Here is a 15,672-nt window from a genome sequence, read left to right on the forward strand (position 1 = left end):
GGGCCCCCCCCCGCCACACCCCCTCCGGGCCACCGCGGGTGGGCCCGTGGGGGGGGAAACGGCCCGCCGGCCGGGGCCCGCCCCCCCGGGGGCGGGGGGGCCCGGGGCGGCGGCGGCGGCGACGGCGGCGACGGCGGGGGCGTGTGGGGGTTGGACGGGTCAGACCGAAGGGCGGTACCGGCGGGCCACTTCGGCGGTTGTCAGGGCCCGGTCCCACACCTGGACCTGGTCGATGGTGCCCGGCCAGGCGTCCGCGGTGCGGCCGCCGGAGAGAGCGCGGCCGATGGCCAGCGGGCCGTTCGCGGTGTCGCCGGTGAGCTGGGTCCACACGGTGGACTGCCGCACCCCGTCGACGTAGAGGGTGTACGTGCCCGCGTCCCCGTCGTGTACGCCCACCAGTTGGTACCAGCGGCCGGTCTGCGGTTCCTCGTCGGCGAGCGCGCGGCCCTGGCCGGTGGAGAAGGCGAAGCGCTTGTCGGCGGCGGAGTACTGCAGGTAGAAGCCGCTGCTGACGGTGCCGTCCTGACTGACGGCGGTGGCGAACGTGCCGGTCCTGTCGAGCCGTACCCAGGAGGAGACGGTGAAGTTGCCGGCGGTGTCCACGACGGGTCCGGCTGTCTGGGCGTACTGGCCGGCGCCGTCGAAGCGCACCGCGCTCCTGGAGACGCCGCTCACCCAGGCCGGCGAGCCGGTCAGGCCGGCGTCGTGGGATCCGGAGCTGTCGTGGGCGGTGTCACCGGTCGCCTCGTCGAGATTCCATGTGCCGACCGCGTCCTGCTGTCCGGCCGGGTAGGCGATGCGCAGGTTCTGCAGGCGGTGGGTCGACCGGGTCCCCTTGCCCGGGTGGCGGTAGGAGGCGGTCGCGGTCAGGGCGGCGGTGCCTGCCGGTTCGGCGCCGGCGGGCGGGGTGAGGAGATAGCTCCAAGTGGCGGATTTGCCCGGCCGGATCGCGGCGGCGCTGTGCCTGACCTGCTCGGCCGACCAGCCCTGCGGCAGGGCGAGGCCGACCTGGGGGGAGGCGAGCGCACGGTTGGTTGTGTTGCGCACCGTGACCTGGACCGGCGTCGAGGGTCGTACCGTGATCAGGCCGGAGGCGTTGACGGGCTCGACGGTGACGTCGGCGTCGGCGCTGGACGGGGCCCACGACTGGAACTCGGTCACACCGACGAAGGCGCCGGGCGGGTTGGTGAACACCAGCCGGACCTTGCTGGTGGTCACGGTCGGGAACGTGACGCGGTTCGTGCCGTTGCCCACCGGCTGGGCGGGGCTGTGGACCTGGCCAGGTACGTCCTGCCAGGTGCCGTCGGCCCAGTACTGCACGCGGTAGGCGGCGGCCGGCTGGACGCCGCCGCCGTCGTCGTAGCCGGACCAGCGGATGTCGCCGACCGGGATGGCGGCGCCGAAGTCGACGCCGTAGAAGTCGCCGCCGTTGGGGGAGGCGTAGTTGGTCCAGCGGGTGTTCTGCGGGACCTCGTCGTACCAGACCTTGCCGTCCAGGGCGTTCCACGGGTTGTCGTAGGGCGAGGTGTAGGAGGCGATGGGCTTGGGATAGCCCGTGCGCAGCGGGTTGGCGGCGTCGTTGACGAGGCCGTCGGTGGGCCCGGGGACCGTACGGCCCACGGTCAGGGTGGTGTCGCGCAACGTCGGGAAGTGCCGTACGAGTCTGCCGTCGACGTACAGCCGCATGCCGGTGCCCTGGTGGTAGTGCGTGCCGTCGCGGTCCCACAGCACCGTGACGTTGTGGCCGTGGTAGGGCACGTTCTCCGCGGCGAAGTGGTCCCAGGAGCCGGGGACCAGGGGCCGCACCTTCAGCGTGTCGTCGGACTGGGGCCGCAGGCCCAAGAGTCCGGAGAGCACGAGGTCGTTGAAGGTCGAGTGGTTGTAGTCCTCGCTGTGGTTCGCGCCGTCGTAGATCCAGGCGTCCTGGTCGGGGGCGTGTGCCTCGGCCACGTAGGGCTTGCCGTTCTTGGTCTGCGTCCTGGCGTAGGTGGCCAGCGCGGCCGCGTAGTCGTCCTTGGTGATCGCCTTCTGCGCCGGCTGGTCGTCGAGCAGTTCGGCCAGACCGGTCAGGGTCTGCGAGGTGGCGAACGGCCAGCTCGGCCCGTTCCAGCGGCAGCAGTTGCCGGCGTCCTTCATGAAGTACGGGCTGCGGCGCTCTGCCGACGTGGGGCCGTAGGGGGCGGCGAAGCCCTGGGGGTCCAGCAGTTGCGACCACGCCCCGGCGGCCGACGGCTCGGCGGCGCCGAACATCCAGGGGACGTAACCGATCTCCTCTCGCGTGCCGGACAGCTTGTGGCCGGGGTTGCCGTCGCGCGCCATGGCGTAGTAGAAGCCGCGCTCGGGGTCCCACAGCCACTTGTGCATCGCGGCCTTGAGCCGCGCGGCGCGGGCGGTGTACTGCTGGGCCAGCGCGGTGTCTCCCGCGAGGCGGGCGATCTCGGCGATGGCCTTGGCGTCGCCGTACTGGTAGGAGTTGAGGGTGGGCCGGTAGCCGGCGCCGCCGTGATAGGGGTCGCCGGACTCGTAGGAGGAGGCGGACAACTCCATGGCGTCCCAGACCGGGACCGACCAGTACAGCCCGAGCTCGTCGTCGAACTGCCCGTCCCACCCGCGGTACTGGCGGACCAGCTGCGGCAGCAGGGTCTTGAGGTGGGTGAAGTCGCCGGTGACCTGCGCCTGTTGGTAGGCGGCGGTGGCCAGCCACATGCTGTACTCGTGTGCCCAGTCGGTGGTGTCCGCGTTCACGGCGTCGGTGGCGGGCTTCGGCCCGGCGCCCGGACCGGTGAGCCAGAAGGCGATGTAGTCGCGGTTGTAACTCTGGTCGCGCACCCAGCGTCCCTCGGTGACCTGGTGACCGACGGCCGCGTTGATGGCCTGGTACGGGGCCGCGTAGCCGCAGCAGTCCAGGAACTCGGTGGAGATCCAGCCGTCGGCGGGGTTGGTGTAGCGCAGGTGCTCCTTGTACACGCGCCACCGGTAGTAGTAGACGCTCTGCATCGTGCGGTCCGGCAGGTCGACGAACGGCACGTTCGCCCGGTACCAGTCAGGGTCGGCGAAACCCTCCAGATACGCGTCGTCGTCAAGGAAGTGGGTCCCGGCACCCACGGCCGGCCCAGGGGCCGGAGCGGACTGCGGCTCCCGCGCACCGGCCGCACGAGCCGGCGCGGCGACCCCGCTGAGCACGATCAGAAGCAGCGCCGTGACACTCGCCGCCAGCCAGGCGGGGAAACCGAGGACCCGGCCTCCGGACGACGGCGGTAAACCCGAACTCACGGACAACGAGGGGAGCATCGGACGCGTCCTTTCGCTGTGCTTACAACGATGTAAACGCACAAAGTTGCTCACGAACTCACAGGAGTCGTCAACCCTTCTCACAGCGGGAGTTGAGAGAGCGAGTGCGTTGCCCGGGGGCGGTCGGCCGTGGCCCTCGCGGGCCCCGGTAGCTCGTAACGGCCCCAAGTGAGTGGCTTCTTGCGTGTTTCCAGCCGATTATTTCGTTCGGTGCGCGATGTATTGCGGATGTGTAATCGCGTCGTTACGCTCCCCGGCGCCAGGCTTCCAGTCGCCGCGCATGGCCGATCAGCCGCGGAGTGGCGGGAGTTGACAGCCGACCGGAGGAGTCCAGATGGGTGTCACACGCAGGGTCTTCCTGCAGGCCGCGATCGCGGCCACCGCCGCGGGCGGGATCGGGGTCGCACAGACGGGGCTGGCCTCGCCGGCCGCTGCGGCCGGCAGCCCGCCCGGCGACGTGGTCGGCAAGATCACCGTGGGCTACCAGGGCTGGTTCGCCTGTCCCGGCGACAGCGCCCCGATCAACGGCTGGTGGCACTGGAGCCAGGACTGGGGCCGGCAGCCGTCCCGGACCAACACCGCCATCAGCTGCTGGCCCGACATGCGCGAGTACGCGCACGCCTATCCGACGGCGTACGCGAACCTGGGCAACGGCCAGCCGGCCACGCTGTTCTCCTCGTACGACCAGCAGACCGTGGACCTGCACTTCTCATGGATGCAGCAGAACGCCATCGACACCGCGGCCCTGCAGCGGTTCAACCCCAACGGCGGGGAGGGCGCCACGCGCGACGCGATGGCGGCGAAGGTCCGCAGCGCCGCCGAGTCGCACGGCGTGAAGTTCTACGTCATGTACGACGTCTCCAACTGGTGGAACATGCAGTCCGAGATCAAGACGGACTGGACCGCCAAGATGTCGGCGCACACGGCCTCGCCCGCGTACGCCCGCCAGAACGGCAGGCCGGTGGTGTGCATCTGGGGCTTCGGCTTCAACGACGACAACCACCCGTTCTCGGTCGGCGCCTGCCTGGATGTCATCAACTGGTTCAAGGCGCAGGGCTGTTACGTCATCGGCGGGGTGCCGAGAGAGTGGCGGACCGGCGGCGCGGGCACGAAGACCGGCTACACGGACGTGTACCACGCCTTCAACATGATCTCGCCGTGGATGGTGGGCGCGATCGGCAACGCGGCGGAGTCCGACAACGCCTACAACACCTACACCGTCGGCGACGAGGCGGACTGCGTCGCGCACGGCATCGACTACCAGCCGTGCGTGCTGCCCGGCGATGTCTCGGGGCGGCAGCGGGCACACGGCGACTTCATGTGGCGGCAGTTCTACAACATGTGCCGGGCCGGCGTGCAGGGCATCTACATCTCGATGTTCGACGAGTACAACGAGGGCAACCAGATCGCCAAGACCGCCGAGACCCAGGCCTCGGTCCCCACCGATTCCGGGTTCCTCGCCCTCGACGAGGACGGCACCTTCTGCTCCTCGGACTACTACCTGCGGCTGACCGGCGACGGCGGCCGGATGCTCAAGGGCCAGATCGCCCTGACTCCGGTCCGGCCCACCCCGCCGGTGGCCGGCGGTGGCGGCGACACCACGCCGCCCTCCGCGCCGGGTTCGCTGCGGGCCACCGGTCACAGCGACACCACCGTCGCGCTGGCCTGGAACGCCGCCACCGACAACGTCGGGGTCACCGGGTACCGGATCACGCGGGTCAGCGGCTCCACGCGCACCCAGGTCGGGTCCGCCACCGGGACCTCCTTCACCGTCACGGGGCTGAGCCCGTCCACCGCCTACACCTTCGACGTGGTGGCGACCGACGCGGCCGGGAACCTCTCCCAGCCGTCGAACCAGGTCTCCGTCACCACCGACGGCAGCTCGGGCACCACCGATCTGGCGCTGCACAAGCCCACCTCGGAGAGCAGCCACACCCAGGTCTACGGGTCGGGCAACGCCACCGACGGCGATCCCAACAGCTACTGGGAGAGCGTGAACAACGCCTTCCCGCAGTGGCTCCAGGTGGACCTCCAGGCCGCCGCCGGCATCCGCCGCCTGGTGCTGAACCTGCCGCCGAACCCGGCCTGGGGCAGCCGCACCCAGACCCTGTCGGTGCTGGGCAGCAACGACGGCAACATCTTCACGACCCTGCTGTCCTCCGCCGCCTACACCTTCAACCCGGCGACGGGGAACACCGCGACCCTCACCCTGCCCGCCTCGGCCACCACCCGCTACGTCCGGCTGAACTTCACCGGCAACACCGGCTGGCCGGCCGGCCAGTGCTCGCAGGTCCAGATCTTCAGCGCCTGACCGGCCACCGCCCGGCCCGGGGACGGACAGCATCAGTCCCCGGGCCGGGCAGGCTGACGCAGCGGAAGCCGCTACGGCGCGCGGTTGCGGGACGACCACGTGGTCCCGCGTGTGTGCCCGCTCACGCGGACATCCGCAGCAGGATTCTTGTAACGATTCAATCCCGCTGTCGGCCTGGTCGGGCATGCCGCGAGGCGTACGTGCGGCGGCTCGGCAGCATGGGATCGGTGCTGTTCACAGGCGTACACTTGCGGTGGGAAAATCCGGTTACGGCGGTCCGGCACCGGCCGTGATCCGCTTCCTGATTCGCCCCGGGAGCTCTGCCGAGCAGCACTTCGGGCGTGGTGACGCCTGCGGTACGGCTTCCCGCCGGCGCGGCCGGAACCCTGGGACCCGCCCCCAAGCCGTCAGCCCGCCGTCCTGCCGAACCAGTGTCCACACCGCGCACGGCCCGGAGGCAGCCGATGAACCGCAAGCGTCCTGGAGCGGGCCCGCTCACCGTGACCGTGTTCGTCTTTCCGGGCGTGCGGCTGCTCGATGTGACCGGTCCCATCGAGGTGTTCGCGACCGCCAACGAGTTCGGCGGCCGCTACCGGGTGCGGATCGTCTCCGAGGACGGGGCGGAGGTGGTCACCTCCGCCGGGACCCGGCTCAGTGCCGACCTGTCCGTCGAGGACGTACGGGAGCCCAGCGACGTTCTGGTGATCCCGGGCGGTCCGGAGTGGGAGACGCTGATCAAGAACGACGGTTTCCTCGACTCCATTCGGCGACTGAACGAGAACAGCCGCTGCACGGCGTCGGTGTGCACGGGGGCGTTCCTCCTGGCGGCGGCCGGTCTCCTGGACGGCCGTCGCGCCGCGACGCACTGGCGGTACTCACGGCAACTCGCCCTGCGCTTCCCGTCCGTGCGGGTCGAACCCGACGCCATCTTCGTCCGGGACGGGCAGATGATGACATCGGCGGGTGTCACCGCCGGTATCGACCTCGCCCTGGCCGTCGTCGAGGACCACTACGGTGCGGATGTCGCGCGGGAGGCCGCCAAGGACATGGTCGTCTTCATGCAGCGACCGGGCGGCCAGTCCCAGTTCAGCGCCCGGTGCCAGGCCCCGCACACGCAACAGGACATGCTCCGCCGGGTCCTGGACGCGGTGGCCCAGGACCCCGGGGGCAACCACACGCTGTCGGCCATGGCCCAGCGGGCAGGCGTCAGCGTCCGCCACGTGACCCGGCTCTTCTACGAAGAGGTGGGAACCACTCCGGCCCGGTACGTGGAGCAGATCCGGCTGGAAGCCGCCCAGGGCCTGCTGGAGCGGAGCGACGACTCCATGGCGGTCGTGGCGCGGCGCACGGGGTTCGGCTCCCCCGAGTCGCTCCGCAGGGCGTTCGCGCGACACGTGGGTGTGACGCCCGGTGCGTACCGGGCCCGCTTCCGGACGACCGGCCAGGGCACGCAGGACTGACACGACGGCAAGCCGGCGTCGGCGCCGGTCCGCCCGGCGAAGACCATCGCCGCGCAGGGGGCCCCGCGCCCCTTCGAGCCGCAACGCCAGTCGGGCGAGACGCCCGTCAGAGGGCCGAATGTGCGCCATTGCTGTCCCTATCTGCGGCCAGTACCCGCCGCTCCCCGGGGGTTGAACGGAGAGGAAACCCCCAAGGACCGGGACCGGCCCGAAGCGTTGCCTCGTACAGCGGTGTCCGAGGCGCGCGTCGTCGGTGGCCCGGCCGAGCAGAAGGCGACAACGATGGCTTCGATCAGTCCGACTCCCGAACCCGATCCGCGCAGGTGGCGTGCGCTCGCGGTCATCTGCCTGGTGCAGGTGATGCTGCTGCTCGACGTGACCGTGGTCAATGTCGCGCTTCCTCCGATCCAGCGGGATCTCGGCTTCACGACCGCCGGCCTGGCGTGGGTCGTCAACGGTTACACCGTCACGTACGGCGGGCTGCTGATGCTCGGTGGGCGCCTGGGTGATCTGCTCGGCCGCAGGCGGCTGTTCCTCATCGGGCTGGCGGTCTTCGCGCTCTCGTCGGCGAGCGCCGGAGTGGCCCAGCAGCCCGGGGTACTGATCGCCGGCCGCTTCGCGCAGGGCATCGGTGCGGCACTGGTGAGCCCGGCAGCCCTGTCCCTGGTGACCCTGATGTTCACCCAGCGCCAGGAAAGGGCGCGGGCGATGGCCATTTGGAGCGGCCTGGCCGGGGTCGGCGTGGCGCTGGGCGTCGTGCTGTCGGGCCTCCTCACCGACATCGCCTCGTGGCGGTGGATCTTCTTCATCAACCTGCCCGTCGCCGCCTTCGCGTTTCTCGCCACCCCCAAGCTCGTCTCCGAGAGCCGGGCCGCCGCCAGGCGCGGCCGGCCGGACGTTCTCGGCGCCGTCCTCGTCACCCTGGGCCTGCTCCTGTTGGTGTTCGGCCTGTTGGAGAAGGCCGGCCACGCGTGGCTCTCGTTCCCCGTCCTCGGCTCCGTGGGGATCGGTGTACTCCTCCTGATCGGTTTCGTCATGGTCGAGGCCCGGGTGTCCGCGCCCCTGGTACCGCTCGCGTTCCTGCGCTCGCGCAATCGGAGCATCGCCAACGTGGTCCGCATCTGTTACTACGTGGGCTTCGCGACCTTCTTCTTCTCACTGAGCCTGTACGTGCAGCACACCCTGCGGTTCTCCCCGCTGGCGACCGGATTCGCCTTCGTACCGTTCGGGTTGGTCATCCTGTTCAGCGCCACCGTGATCGCACCACGCCTCCTCCGCCGGTACGGGCTGCGGATGCTCAACGGGGGAGGACTCGCGATCTCCACGGCCGGCTACCTGTTCCTCGCCGGGCTGAGCCCACACGGCACGTATGCGGCCGATGTGCTGCCCGGCCTGATTCTCGTGCCCCTGGGAGGCGGACTGGTCCTGGTCGGGTCCACCGTCGCGGGGGTGGACGGTGCCACGGGTGAGGACGCGGGCATCGCGACCAGCATGAACAACGCGTCGATGCAGATCGGCAGTGCGCTCGGCCTGGCCGCCCTGGTCTCGGTCGGCACCAGCCACGCCACCGTCCTGCGGCACGCGGGCATCGACCCGATGACCGCCACCGTGCGCGGCTACGCGCTCAGTTTCGCCATCGCCGCCTGTCTGACGGCCTTCGGCGCGGTGCTGGGCTTCCTCGGGATCCACCGCACGGCGGCCGAGGTCCAGGCCGCGCCGGACAGGCCCCGGCAACGCGTGGCCTGATCCGCCGGCGACGGCTGACGGACCCGTCCCCGCCGCCCCGTCCGACCGTGGAAGGGAATCATGAACGACATCGCTGAATACGGCGGCGAACTCACCGCACCCGTCCACTGCCGGGAATGCCACGTCGCGTACTGTCCGCCTCCTGAACCACCACCGGGTACGCCGTTCGGTGCGGAAGTCGTATGTGTCGTCGGCGACCGGATCGTCGTGGTCAGCGAGGACGGAGAGCACTGGCGCCTGCCGCGCGGTGCTCACGAGCCGCGTCAACGGTGTCGCGACACGATGCGCCGAGGGGTCCGTGAGGAGGCCTGTGTCACGGTGATGGAGTGCCGGCTCCTCGGGTTCAGCCGGTACGTCTGTGTCCGGGGCCCGCAGGAAGGGCTTGTGCTGATCCGCTCGTTGTGGCGGGCGGAGGTACGACTGGCTCCGTGGAACCCGCGCGGCGAGAGCGCCCGTCGCCGTCTGCTGTCCGTGGGAGAGGCGTTCCGGTCCCTCACCATCCCCGATGGCCTCGGCCCTTTCTACCGGCGGCTGTTCGCCCAGGCCGTGGTCTCGCGCACCTCCGTCCACCACCTCTGACCACCCGGTCACCCACGCGCCCGGCACCGAGGGGCGGTCTCGTCGAGACCGCCCCTCGGTGCGTGTGCCCGACCGCCGGAAGAGGTGCGAGGTGCGAGCCCCCACACGACCGGACACCCCTCGGACGCGGTCCGAGGGGTGTCCGGCACAACGGGTCGGTCAGCGGTACGCCGATGCCACCAGAGCCTTCTGCTCGCCGGCGTGACGCCGGGCGGAACCCACGGCAGGGGCCGGGGCCTCCGGCCTGCTGACGCAGGCGACGGGACGTCCCGCCACCCGGTGCAGTTGCGGCGTCACGAAGGACCATGCCCCCTGGTTCTCCGGCTCCTCCTGGACCCAGCGCACCTCGGCACCGGCCGGGAAGCGTGCGAGCTCCGCACCCAACTCCTCGGCCGGGAACGGGTAGAGGCGCTCCAGGCGGACGATCGCGGTGTCCGACAGGCCGGCATCCCGCCGGTGCGCGTCCAGGTCGTGGAAGACCTTGCCCGAGCACACCAGCACGCGCCGGATCCCGGCGGTGTCCGCCGTCTCGTCAGGTATGACCGCACGGAATCCGCCGGTCGTGAACTCCGGCAGACGGGAGGTCGCCGCCTTCGAGCGCAGCATCGACTTGGGGGTGAAGACGACCAGTGGCCTTTTGTGCTCGTCGAGCGCCTGCTGCCTGAGCAGATGGAAGTAGTTGCCCGGCAGCGAGGGCATGGCGACGGTCATGTTCCCCTGCGCGCACAGCTGGAGGAAGCGCTCGATCCTGGCGGACGAGTGGTCCGGCCCCTGCCCCTCCAGGCCGTGCGGCAGCAGCAGCGTCACCCCGGAGCGCTGCCCCCACTTCTGTTCGGACGACGAGATGTACTCGTCGACGACCGTCTGGGCGCCGTTGGCGAAGTCGCCGAACTGGGCCTCCCACAGCACCAGGGTCCCGGGCCTGGCCACTGAGTAGCCGTACTCGAAGGCCAGCGCGGCCAGTTCGGACAGCATCGAGTCGTAGGGCGTGAAACCCGCCGCCTGCGCGCCGAGGGAGTTCAGCGGTGTGTGCTCCGCGCCGGTGTGCCGGTCGGTGAGCACGGCATGGCGCTGGCCGAAGGTGCCGCGGCGGGAGTCCTGCCCGGCCAGCCGCACCGGAACCCCGTCGAGCAGCAGGGAGCCGAGGGCCAGGGCTTCCGCGGTGGCCCAGTCGATCGTTCCCGCGTCCGGCATCTTGGTACGCCTCTGGAGCTGCGGCAGCACGCGCGGGTGCGCGGTGAAACCCTGCGGCAGAGCGGTCTGGGACGCGATGATCTGCCGTGCGGTCGCCTCCGTGATGGCGGTCGCCGTCGGAGGTGCGGTCCCGTCCCCGGCGTTCGCGGGGGTGAGGGGCCGCGGCGGCGGGGAGGCGGGCTGTGACGCCGCGCGGGTCTCGGCGAAGGCCCGTTCGAGGTGGCCCTGGTAGTCGCGCAGCGCGCCGTCCACCTGCCGCTCGTCGACGTCCCCTCGGCGGACCAGTGCCCCGGCGTACAGCTTGCGCACGGAAGGCCGGGCGTCGATGCGGTCGTACATCGCCGGCTGGGTGATGGACGGGTCGTCGACCTCGCTGTGGCCGTTGCGCCGGTAGCAGATCAGATCCACGACCACGTCCTTGTGGAACGCCTGACGGTAGTCGAAGGCCAGACGGGCGACCCTCACGACGGCCTCGGGGTCGTCCCCGTTGACGTGGAGTATCGGGGCCTCGATCGTCCTCGCCACATCGGTGGCGTAGGTGCTCGACCGACCACTGGCGGGCGAGGTCGTGAAACCGACCTGGTTGTTGATGACGACGTGGACCGTGCCGCCGGTGCGGTAGCCCGGCAGCTGTGACATGTTCAGCGTCTCGGAGACCACGCCCTGACCGGCGAACGCGGCGTCGCCGTGCACGACGACCGGCAGCACGGACGATCCACCCTCCCCGGTACCGTCTGCGGCCAGCTCCTGCTTGGCGCGCACGACTCCCTGCGCGACCGGCCCCACGATCTCCAGATGCGACGGGTTCGCCACGACGGAGACACCGATCGTGCCGCCGTCCAGGGCGCGATAGGTCCCCTCCGCGCCGAGGTGGTACTTCACGTCGCCGGAACCCTGGACCGACCGGATGTCCACCGCGTCCTCGAACTCGTGGAAGATCTCCGCGTAGGACTTGCCGATGATGTTGGCCAGCACATTGAGCCGGCCGCGGTGCGCCATCCCGATGACGGCTTCCCCCACGCCCTGCCCGATGGACCGGAGCAGCAGGGCGTCCAGCAGCACGATCGCCGACTCGCCGCCTTCCAGCGAATACCGCTTCTGGCCCACGTACTTGGTCTGCAGGAACGTCTCGAAGGCCTCCGCCGCGCCCAACCGGTAGAGGATCTGCAGTTGTTCGCCGCGGTCCGGCCGCGGCTGCGGCGATTCGACCCGCTCCTGGATCCACCGGCGTTCCCGGGAGGTCTGGATGTGCATGTACTCGGTACCGACGGTGCGGCAGTACGACTTCCGCAGGACGTCCAGCACGTCGCCGAGGGCCATGGTGGACCGCCCGGCGAACCCGTCGACGACGAACTCCGTGCGCAGGTCCTCCTCCCGCAGCCCGAACGCCGTGATGTCGAGCTCCGGGTGCGCGACCGTGCCCGCCGGCGTGAGCGGGTCGGTGTCGGCCACCAAATGTCCGCGCACTCGGTACGCGTCGATCAGCGCGGCGACGCGCACCGCCTTGACCGCCGCCTCGGCCGCGCTGTCATGCGCGGCCGTGGTTCCGGGGCGCGGCTGGTGGCCGATCGCGGTGGCCGGGACGGCGAAGAAGTCCCTCCACGTCTGGTCGACCGAGCCCGGGTCCTCCAGATAGCGCTTGTACTGTTCGTCCACGAGCCATTCGTTGAGTCCGAATTCCAGCCCGTGGAGCACCGGCTCCCCGGCGCGTGATCGCGACACCATAGGGTGGTCGCCTTCTTTCCTCACTCAGAGCGATGGATGGTGGACCCGGCAGGTCTCCTCGGCCGCACCCATGGCGTCCAAGGACCTCGGTTCCACTGCTCGTCGTTGAGGCGAACCCATCCGCCGTGTCGCGCCATCGACGCTACGACGTCCCGGGAGCCGGAGGAGAGACCCGGACATGCCAGAACAGCGGCACATCCGGACATCGCGGGGGCGTGTGCCCCGATCGGCACCGCCCGTCGTGTCCTGATGTGAGGCTGTCGTGGCACACGCTGTTATGCGCCGCGCATGGGAAACCGCCATAGCCTCCTTGCGCCAGTGAGCCGACGGGCCGACGGACTCGGCCGCGACGACTCGCGAGCTGTCGTGCGTGGTCCCGCCCACCCGGCCGGCCACCGACGGTGACCCCACGACGAGGAAAGAGGCGTACTACGCCGTGCCACCCCAGCCGAGCAGTGCCCCAGCCGTGCCGACGACGGGTGACACGGGCCCGAGACGTCCCGTGCACGCCCGCCCCCGGTCGCCCCGGGCCCCAAGAGCCGGGCGTCCGCTGCTCGGCCCCACCTGGTTCGCGGCCGTCATGGGCACCGGGATCGTCGCCAACGCGGCGGTCACCCTGCCGCGAGCCCTCCCCGGGCTTCGGGACGCGGCCACGGTCGTCTGGGCGGGTGCCGCGCTGCTGCTCGTCGTACTCGCCGCCGGATACGTCCGGCAGCGGGCGCTGCGGCTGCACGCCACCGATCCGACCCTGTCCCAGTTCTTCGGCGCCCCGCCCATGGCACTGCTGATCGTGGGCGCCGGGACGCTGCTGCTCGGCAAGCGGATCATCGGGTCACGGGCGGCGCTGGACGTGGACTGGGCGCTGTGGTCGGCCGGTACCGTACTCGGCCTCGCCACCGCCTGCACCGTGCCCTACCTGATGGTCACCCGGCACCGCTTCGCACCGGACGCGGCATTCGGCGGCTGGCTCATGCCGGTGGTGCCGCCGATGGTGTCGGCCGCGACAGGGGCGCTGCTCGTCCCGCACGCACCGGCCGGGCAGCCACGGCTGGCACTGCTGCTGGCCTGCTACGCGATGTTCGGGCTCGGCCTGGTGGCGATCCTGCTCGTGCTGGCCATGGTGTACAGCCGCCTGGTGCACCACGAGGCCCCCACGGGTGCGGTGGTGCCCACGGTGTGGATCGGCGTGGGAGCGCTGGGCCAGTCGGTGACGGCGCTGGGCGCACTGGCCACGGCGGCCCCGAGCGCGCTGCCCGCACCGTACGCGCGGGGCGCGGACGTCTGCGCGCTGTTCGGCGGACTCGGGGTGTGGGGCTTCTCCATGCTGTGGCTGGTGCTCGCCGCGGCGCTGACGGTACGTGAGGTCCGGACGGGACTTCCCTTCGCGCCCACGTGGTGGTCCTTCATCTTCCCCCTCGGCGCCTGCGTCACCGGCACCGGCACCCTCGCCGTCCGCACCGGCTCCCAGCCGTTCGTCTGGACCGCCGTCGCCTTCTACGCCCTGCTCGTCGCCGCCTGGGCCCTGGTGGCCTGGCGCTCCCTCCACCACGCCGCGGGCCACGCGGTGAGACCGGGAGGCCGGCAGTGACCCATCGCCCGCTTGCCGCTCCGCCGACTCGGCAGCGATCGGAGGACCGTCAGTGACCGTCAGGCGGCCCGGATTCAGTTGTTCACGGACCCGCAGCTGAGGTTGACCACGGTCCCCGTGATGGCGCCCGCCCGGTCGGATGCCATGAAGGCTGCCGTTTCGGCGACTTCGGCCAGCTTCGGCAGCCGGCGGAGCGCGGTACCGCGTTCCATGTAGGCCTTCACCGTGGAGCTCCCCTCCGGATCGGGTGCGGCGTCATCGATCATGCCCCACGAGACCCATGCCTCCGGGATGCCGTCCGGACGCAGGCAGACGACACGTACGCCGCGCGGCCCGACCTCACCCGCCAAGTGCCGGGAGAGCAGTTCCACTGCGCCGCAGGCGACGCCGAAGCCTCCGGTCGCGTGGAAGCCCTGGTCGCGGCCGGACAGGTGGGCTGCCGCGGTGGAGAACGTCACGATCACGCCAAAGCCCTGTTCGGACATGTATCGGGCTGCGGTCGTCGCGGTCACGAAGTTGGCGGTGGCCGCGGTGGTGATCGGCGTCAGGAAGTCGTCGACGGACATCCCGGTCAGTGGTGTGCCCTGCAGGTCCCCGCGGATGCTGACAGCGTTGACGGATACGTCGATCCGGCCTGTCGTCCGGATCACTTTGGCAGCGTGTCGTTCGACTGCCTCTTGGTCGAGCGCGTCGACCCGGTCGACGTCCGCCCGGCCACCGGCGGACTCGATCTCTTCGGCCAGCTCCTGCAGTCCCTCCACCCTGCGCCCGGTGAGGAAGACTCGTGCTCCCTCGCGGCCGAAGGTCCGGGCCACGGTCCGCCCCACCGCGCCGCCCGCGCCGTAGACGACTGCGATCTTGTTCTCCAACAGCATGTCCCGGTCCCCTTGTTCAAAGTCCGCGTCGAACTAGCGGGCACCATAGACGCTGGCACTGACATGCGGACTCGCGTCTGCAGTAAGGAGAGCTGTCGACGCCCAGAGAACTCCTGGCGGAACTCGTCGTACCGGGCGCAAGCGGACCTGCCGCGGGAGCCCGGTTTCGGCTCGGGCATGACGTGTTGGCGCCGCCTGGCTGGCTGGACATGCAGTGCGCAGGCGGCGGAGGCACAGCTCGCGTCTAATACGTCGCGGAGACGACTGCCCGGTAGAGAGCCTGATGAGCAAGGTGCTGAAACTCGTCTCCGTCGCTCAATTCCCGTATCACCTCGGTGCAATAGAGGAGATGTTCCCGCCGTGTCGTCCGGTCGAGGGCGACGGGGCTTTCCGCACCGCGGGATGCCGCTCCCAAGGAAGTCGCGAGCAGAGCTGGGGGCGCTGTGAGCCTCAGGACTCGGAGCACGCGGGAGAAGCCGTCCGCAAGGTCGATTCCGCCCCCTATCTCCTCGAGAATCCCTCCCAGCGGATGCGCCGGGCCCCTCGTGTGCGCATTGCGCAGCATCCGGCAGCAACGGTCGAGGGCGTCCAGGTCCACCTGGCTGATGTCGACGGGGTGAAGGTAGGGCAGGGGCGGGTCTGCCGAGTGACTGGAGCGGCACTCCCAGATCAGGTGACGGAGCCGTGGCGGGAACGAGCGCAGGATTCTTCCGTAACTCGAGTACGCGGCGTCCACCACGTGGATCTGGCCGAGCGGAATTTCCAGTCGATACCAGTAGTGCAGGGAATGCAGAAGCGGATCCTCGACGGTACGGAACTTGGAAGCGAACACGGGGTCTTCCGGTACCAGGGTGTGTGATGGAATCTCCGACTCCATTTCGCACGGTGGGGCCTAGAGGTCGG

General features: G+C 70.5%; 9 protein-coding genes. 5 read left to right on the forward strand and 4 right to left on the reverse strand.

Features of this window, described 5'->3' with window-relative positions:
* Window positions 1–159: 159 nt before the first annotated feature.
* The gene (locus ACFWVC_RS07435; RefSeq protein WP_384279930.1) at window positions 160–3,291 is read right to left on the reverse strand and encodes a LamG-like jellyroll fold domain-containing protein; all 3,132 of its coding nucleotides are present in this window, start codon (window positions 3,289–3,291) and stop codon (window positions 160–162) included.
* 334 nt (window positions 3,292–3,625) lie between these two features.
* Between ACFWVC_RS07435 and ACFWVC_RS07440 the strand changes: the two genes are divergently transcribed.
* The 4 genes from ACFWVC_RS07440 (at window position 3,626) to ACFWVC_RS07455 (ending at window position 9,387) form a co-directional block, all read left to right on the forward strand.
* Window positions 3,626–5,602, forward strand: coding sequence for a discoidin domain-containing protein (locus ACFWVC_RS07440; RefSeq protein WP_384279933.1), 1,977 nt, complete (start codon window positions 3,626–3,628; stop codon window positions 5,600–5,602).
* A 464-nt stretch (window positions 5,603–6,066) separates the two neighbouring features.
* Window positions 6,067–7,062 (forward strand): GlxA family transcriptional regulator, encoded by a 996-nt coding sequence (locus ACFWVC_RS07445; RefSeq protein ID WP_384279937.1) that lies wholly within the window; start codon window positions 6,067–6,069, stop codon window positions 7,060–7,062.
* Between the two features lie 282 nt (window positions 7,063–7,344).
* A complete protein-coding gene (locus tag ACFWVC_RS07450) occupies window positions 7,345–8,808 on the forward strand; it encodes an MFS transporter (RefSeq protein WP_384279942.1) in 1,464 nt (487 codons plus the stop codon).
* A gap of 60 nt (window positions 8,809–8,868) precedes the next feature.
* A complete protein-coding gene (locus ACFWVC_RS07455) occupies window positions 8,869–9,387 on the forward strand; it encodes a hypothetical protein (protein WP_384279946.1) in 519 nt (172 codons plus the stop codon).
* Window positions 9,388–9,546: 159 nt separating this feature from the next.
* Here the strand turns inward: ACFWVC_RS07455 and ACFWVC_RS07460 are convergent, their stop codons facing one another.
* Window positions 9,547–12,306, reverse strand: a complete 2,760-nt coding sequence (locus ACFWVC_RS07460) for a multifunctional oxoglutarate decarboxylase/oxoglutarate dehydrogenase thiamine pyrophosphate-binding subunit/dihydrolipoyllysine-residue succinyltransferase subunit (RefSeq protein WP_384279950.1) — start codon at window positions 12,304–12,306, stop codon at window positions 9,547–9,549.
* Window positions 12,307–12,808: 502 nt separating this feature from the next.
* On the opposite strand from ACFWVC_RS07460, the gene ACFWVC_RS07465 reads away from it, so the two are divergent.
* Window positions 12,809–13,894 carry a TDT family transporter gene (locus ACFWVC_RS07465; protein WP_384279953.1) on the forward strand — a complete coding sequence of 362 codons (1,086 nt, stop codon included), beginning with the start codon at window positions 12,809–12,811 and terminating at the stop codon, window positions 13,892–13,894.
* 74 nt (window positions 13,895–13,968) lie between these two features.
* On the opposite strand, the gene ACFWVC_RS07470 is transcribed toward ACFWVC_RS07465, so the two are convergent.
* Entirely contained in the window at window positions 13,969–14,769 is an 801-nt protein-coding gene (locus ACFWVC_RS07470; RefSeq protein WP_384279955.1) for an SDR family NAD(P)-dependent oxidoreductase, read from the reverse strand.
* Between the two features lie 244 nt (window positions 14,770–15,013).
* Window positions 15,014–15,601: a hypothetical protein gene (locus tag ACFWVC_RS07475; RefSeq protein WP_384279959.1), complete on the reverse strand. Its 588-nt coding sequence runs from the start codon at window positions 15,599–15,601 to the stop codon at window positions 15,014–15,016.
* Window positions 15,602–15,672: the final 71 nt, after the last annotated feature.

Source organism: Streptomyces sp. NPDC058691 (assembly GCF_042714775.1).
Taxonomy (GTDB): domain Bacteria; phylum Actinomycetota; class Actinomycetes; order Streptomycetales; family Streptomycetaceae; genus Actinacidiphila.

Bases quoted from the DNA above. Each gene is read 5' to 3' on its own strand.
- ACFWVC_RS07435 (WP_384279930.1), bottom strand. From the start codon at position 3,291: ATGCTCCCCTCGTTGTCCGTGAGTTCGGGTTTACCGCCGTCGTCCGGA.
- ACFWVC_RS07440 (WP_384279933.1), top strand. From the start codon at position 3,626: ATGGGTGTCACACGCAGGGTCTTCCTGCAGGCCGCGATCGCGGCCACC.
- ACFWVC_RS07445 (WP_384279937.1), top strand. From the start codon at position 6,067: ATGAACCGCAAGCGTCCTGGAGCGGGCCCGCTCACCGTGACCGTGTTC.
- ACFWVC_RS07450 (WP_384279942.1), top strand. From the start codon at position 7,345: ATGGCTTCGATCAGTCCGACTCCCGAACCCGATCCGCGCAGGTGGCGT.
- ACFWVC_RS07455 (WP_384279946.1), top strand. From the start codon at position 8,869: ATGAACGACATCGCTGAATACGGCGGCGAACTCACCGCACCCGTCCAC.
- ACFWVC_RS07460 (WP_384279950.1), bottom strand. From the start codon at position 12,306: ATGGTGTCGCGATCACGCGCCGGGGAGCCGGTGCTCCACGGGCTGGAA.
- ACFWVC_RS07470 (WP_384279955.1), bottom strand. From the start codon at position 14,769: ATGCTGTTGGAGAACAAGATCGCAGTCGTCTACGGCGCGGGCGGCGCG.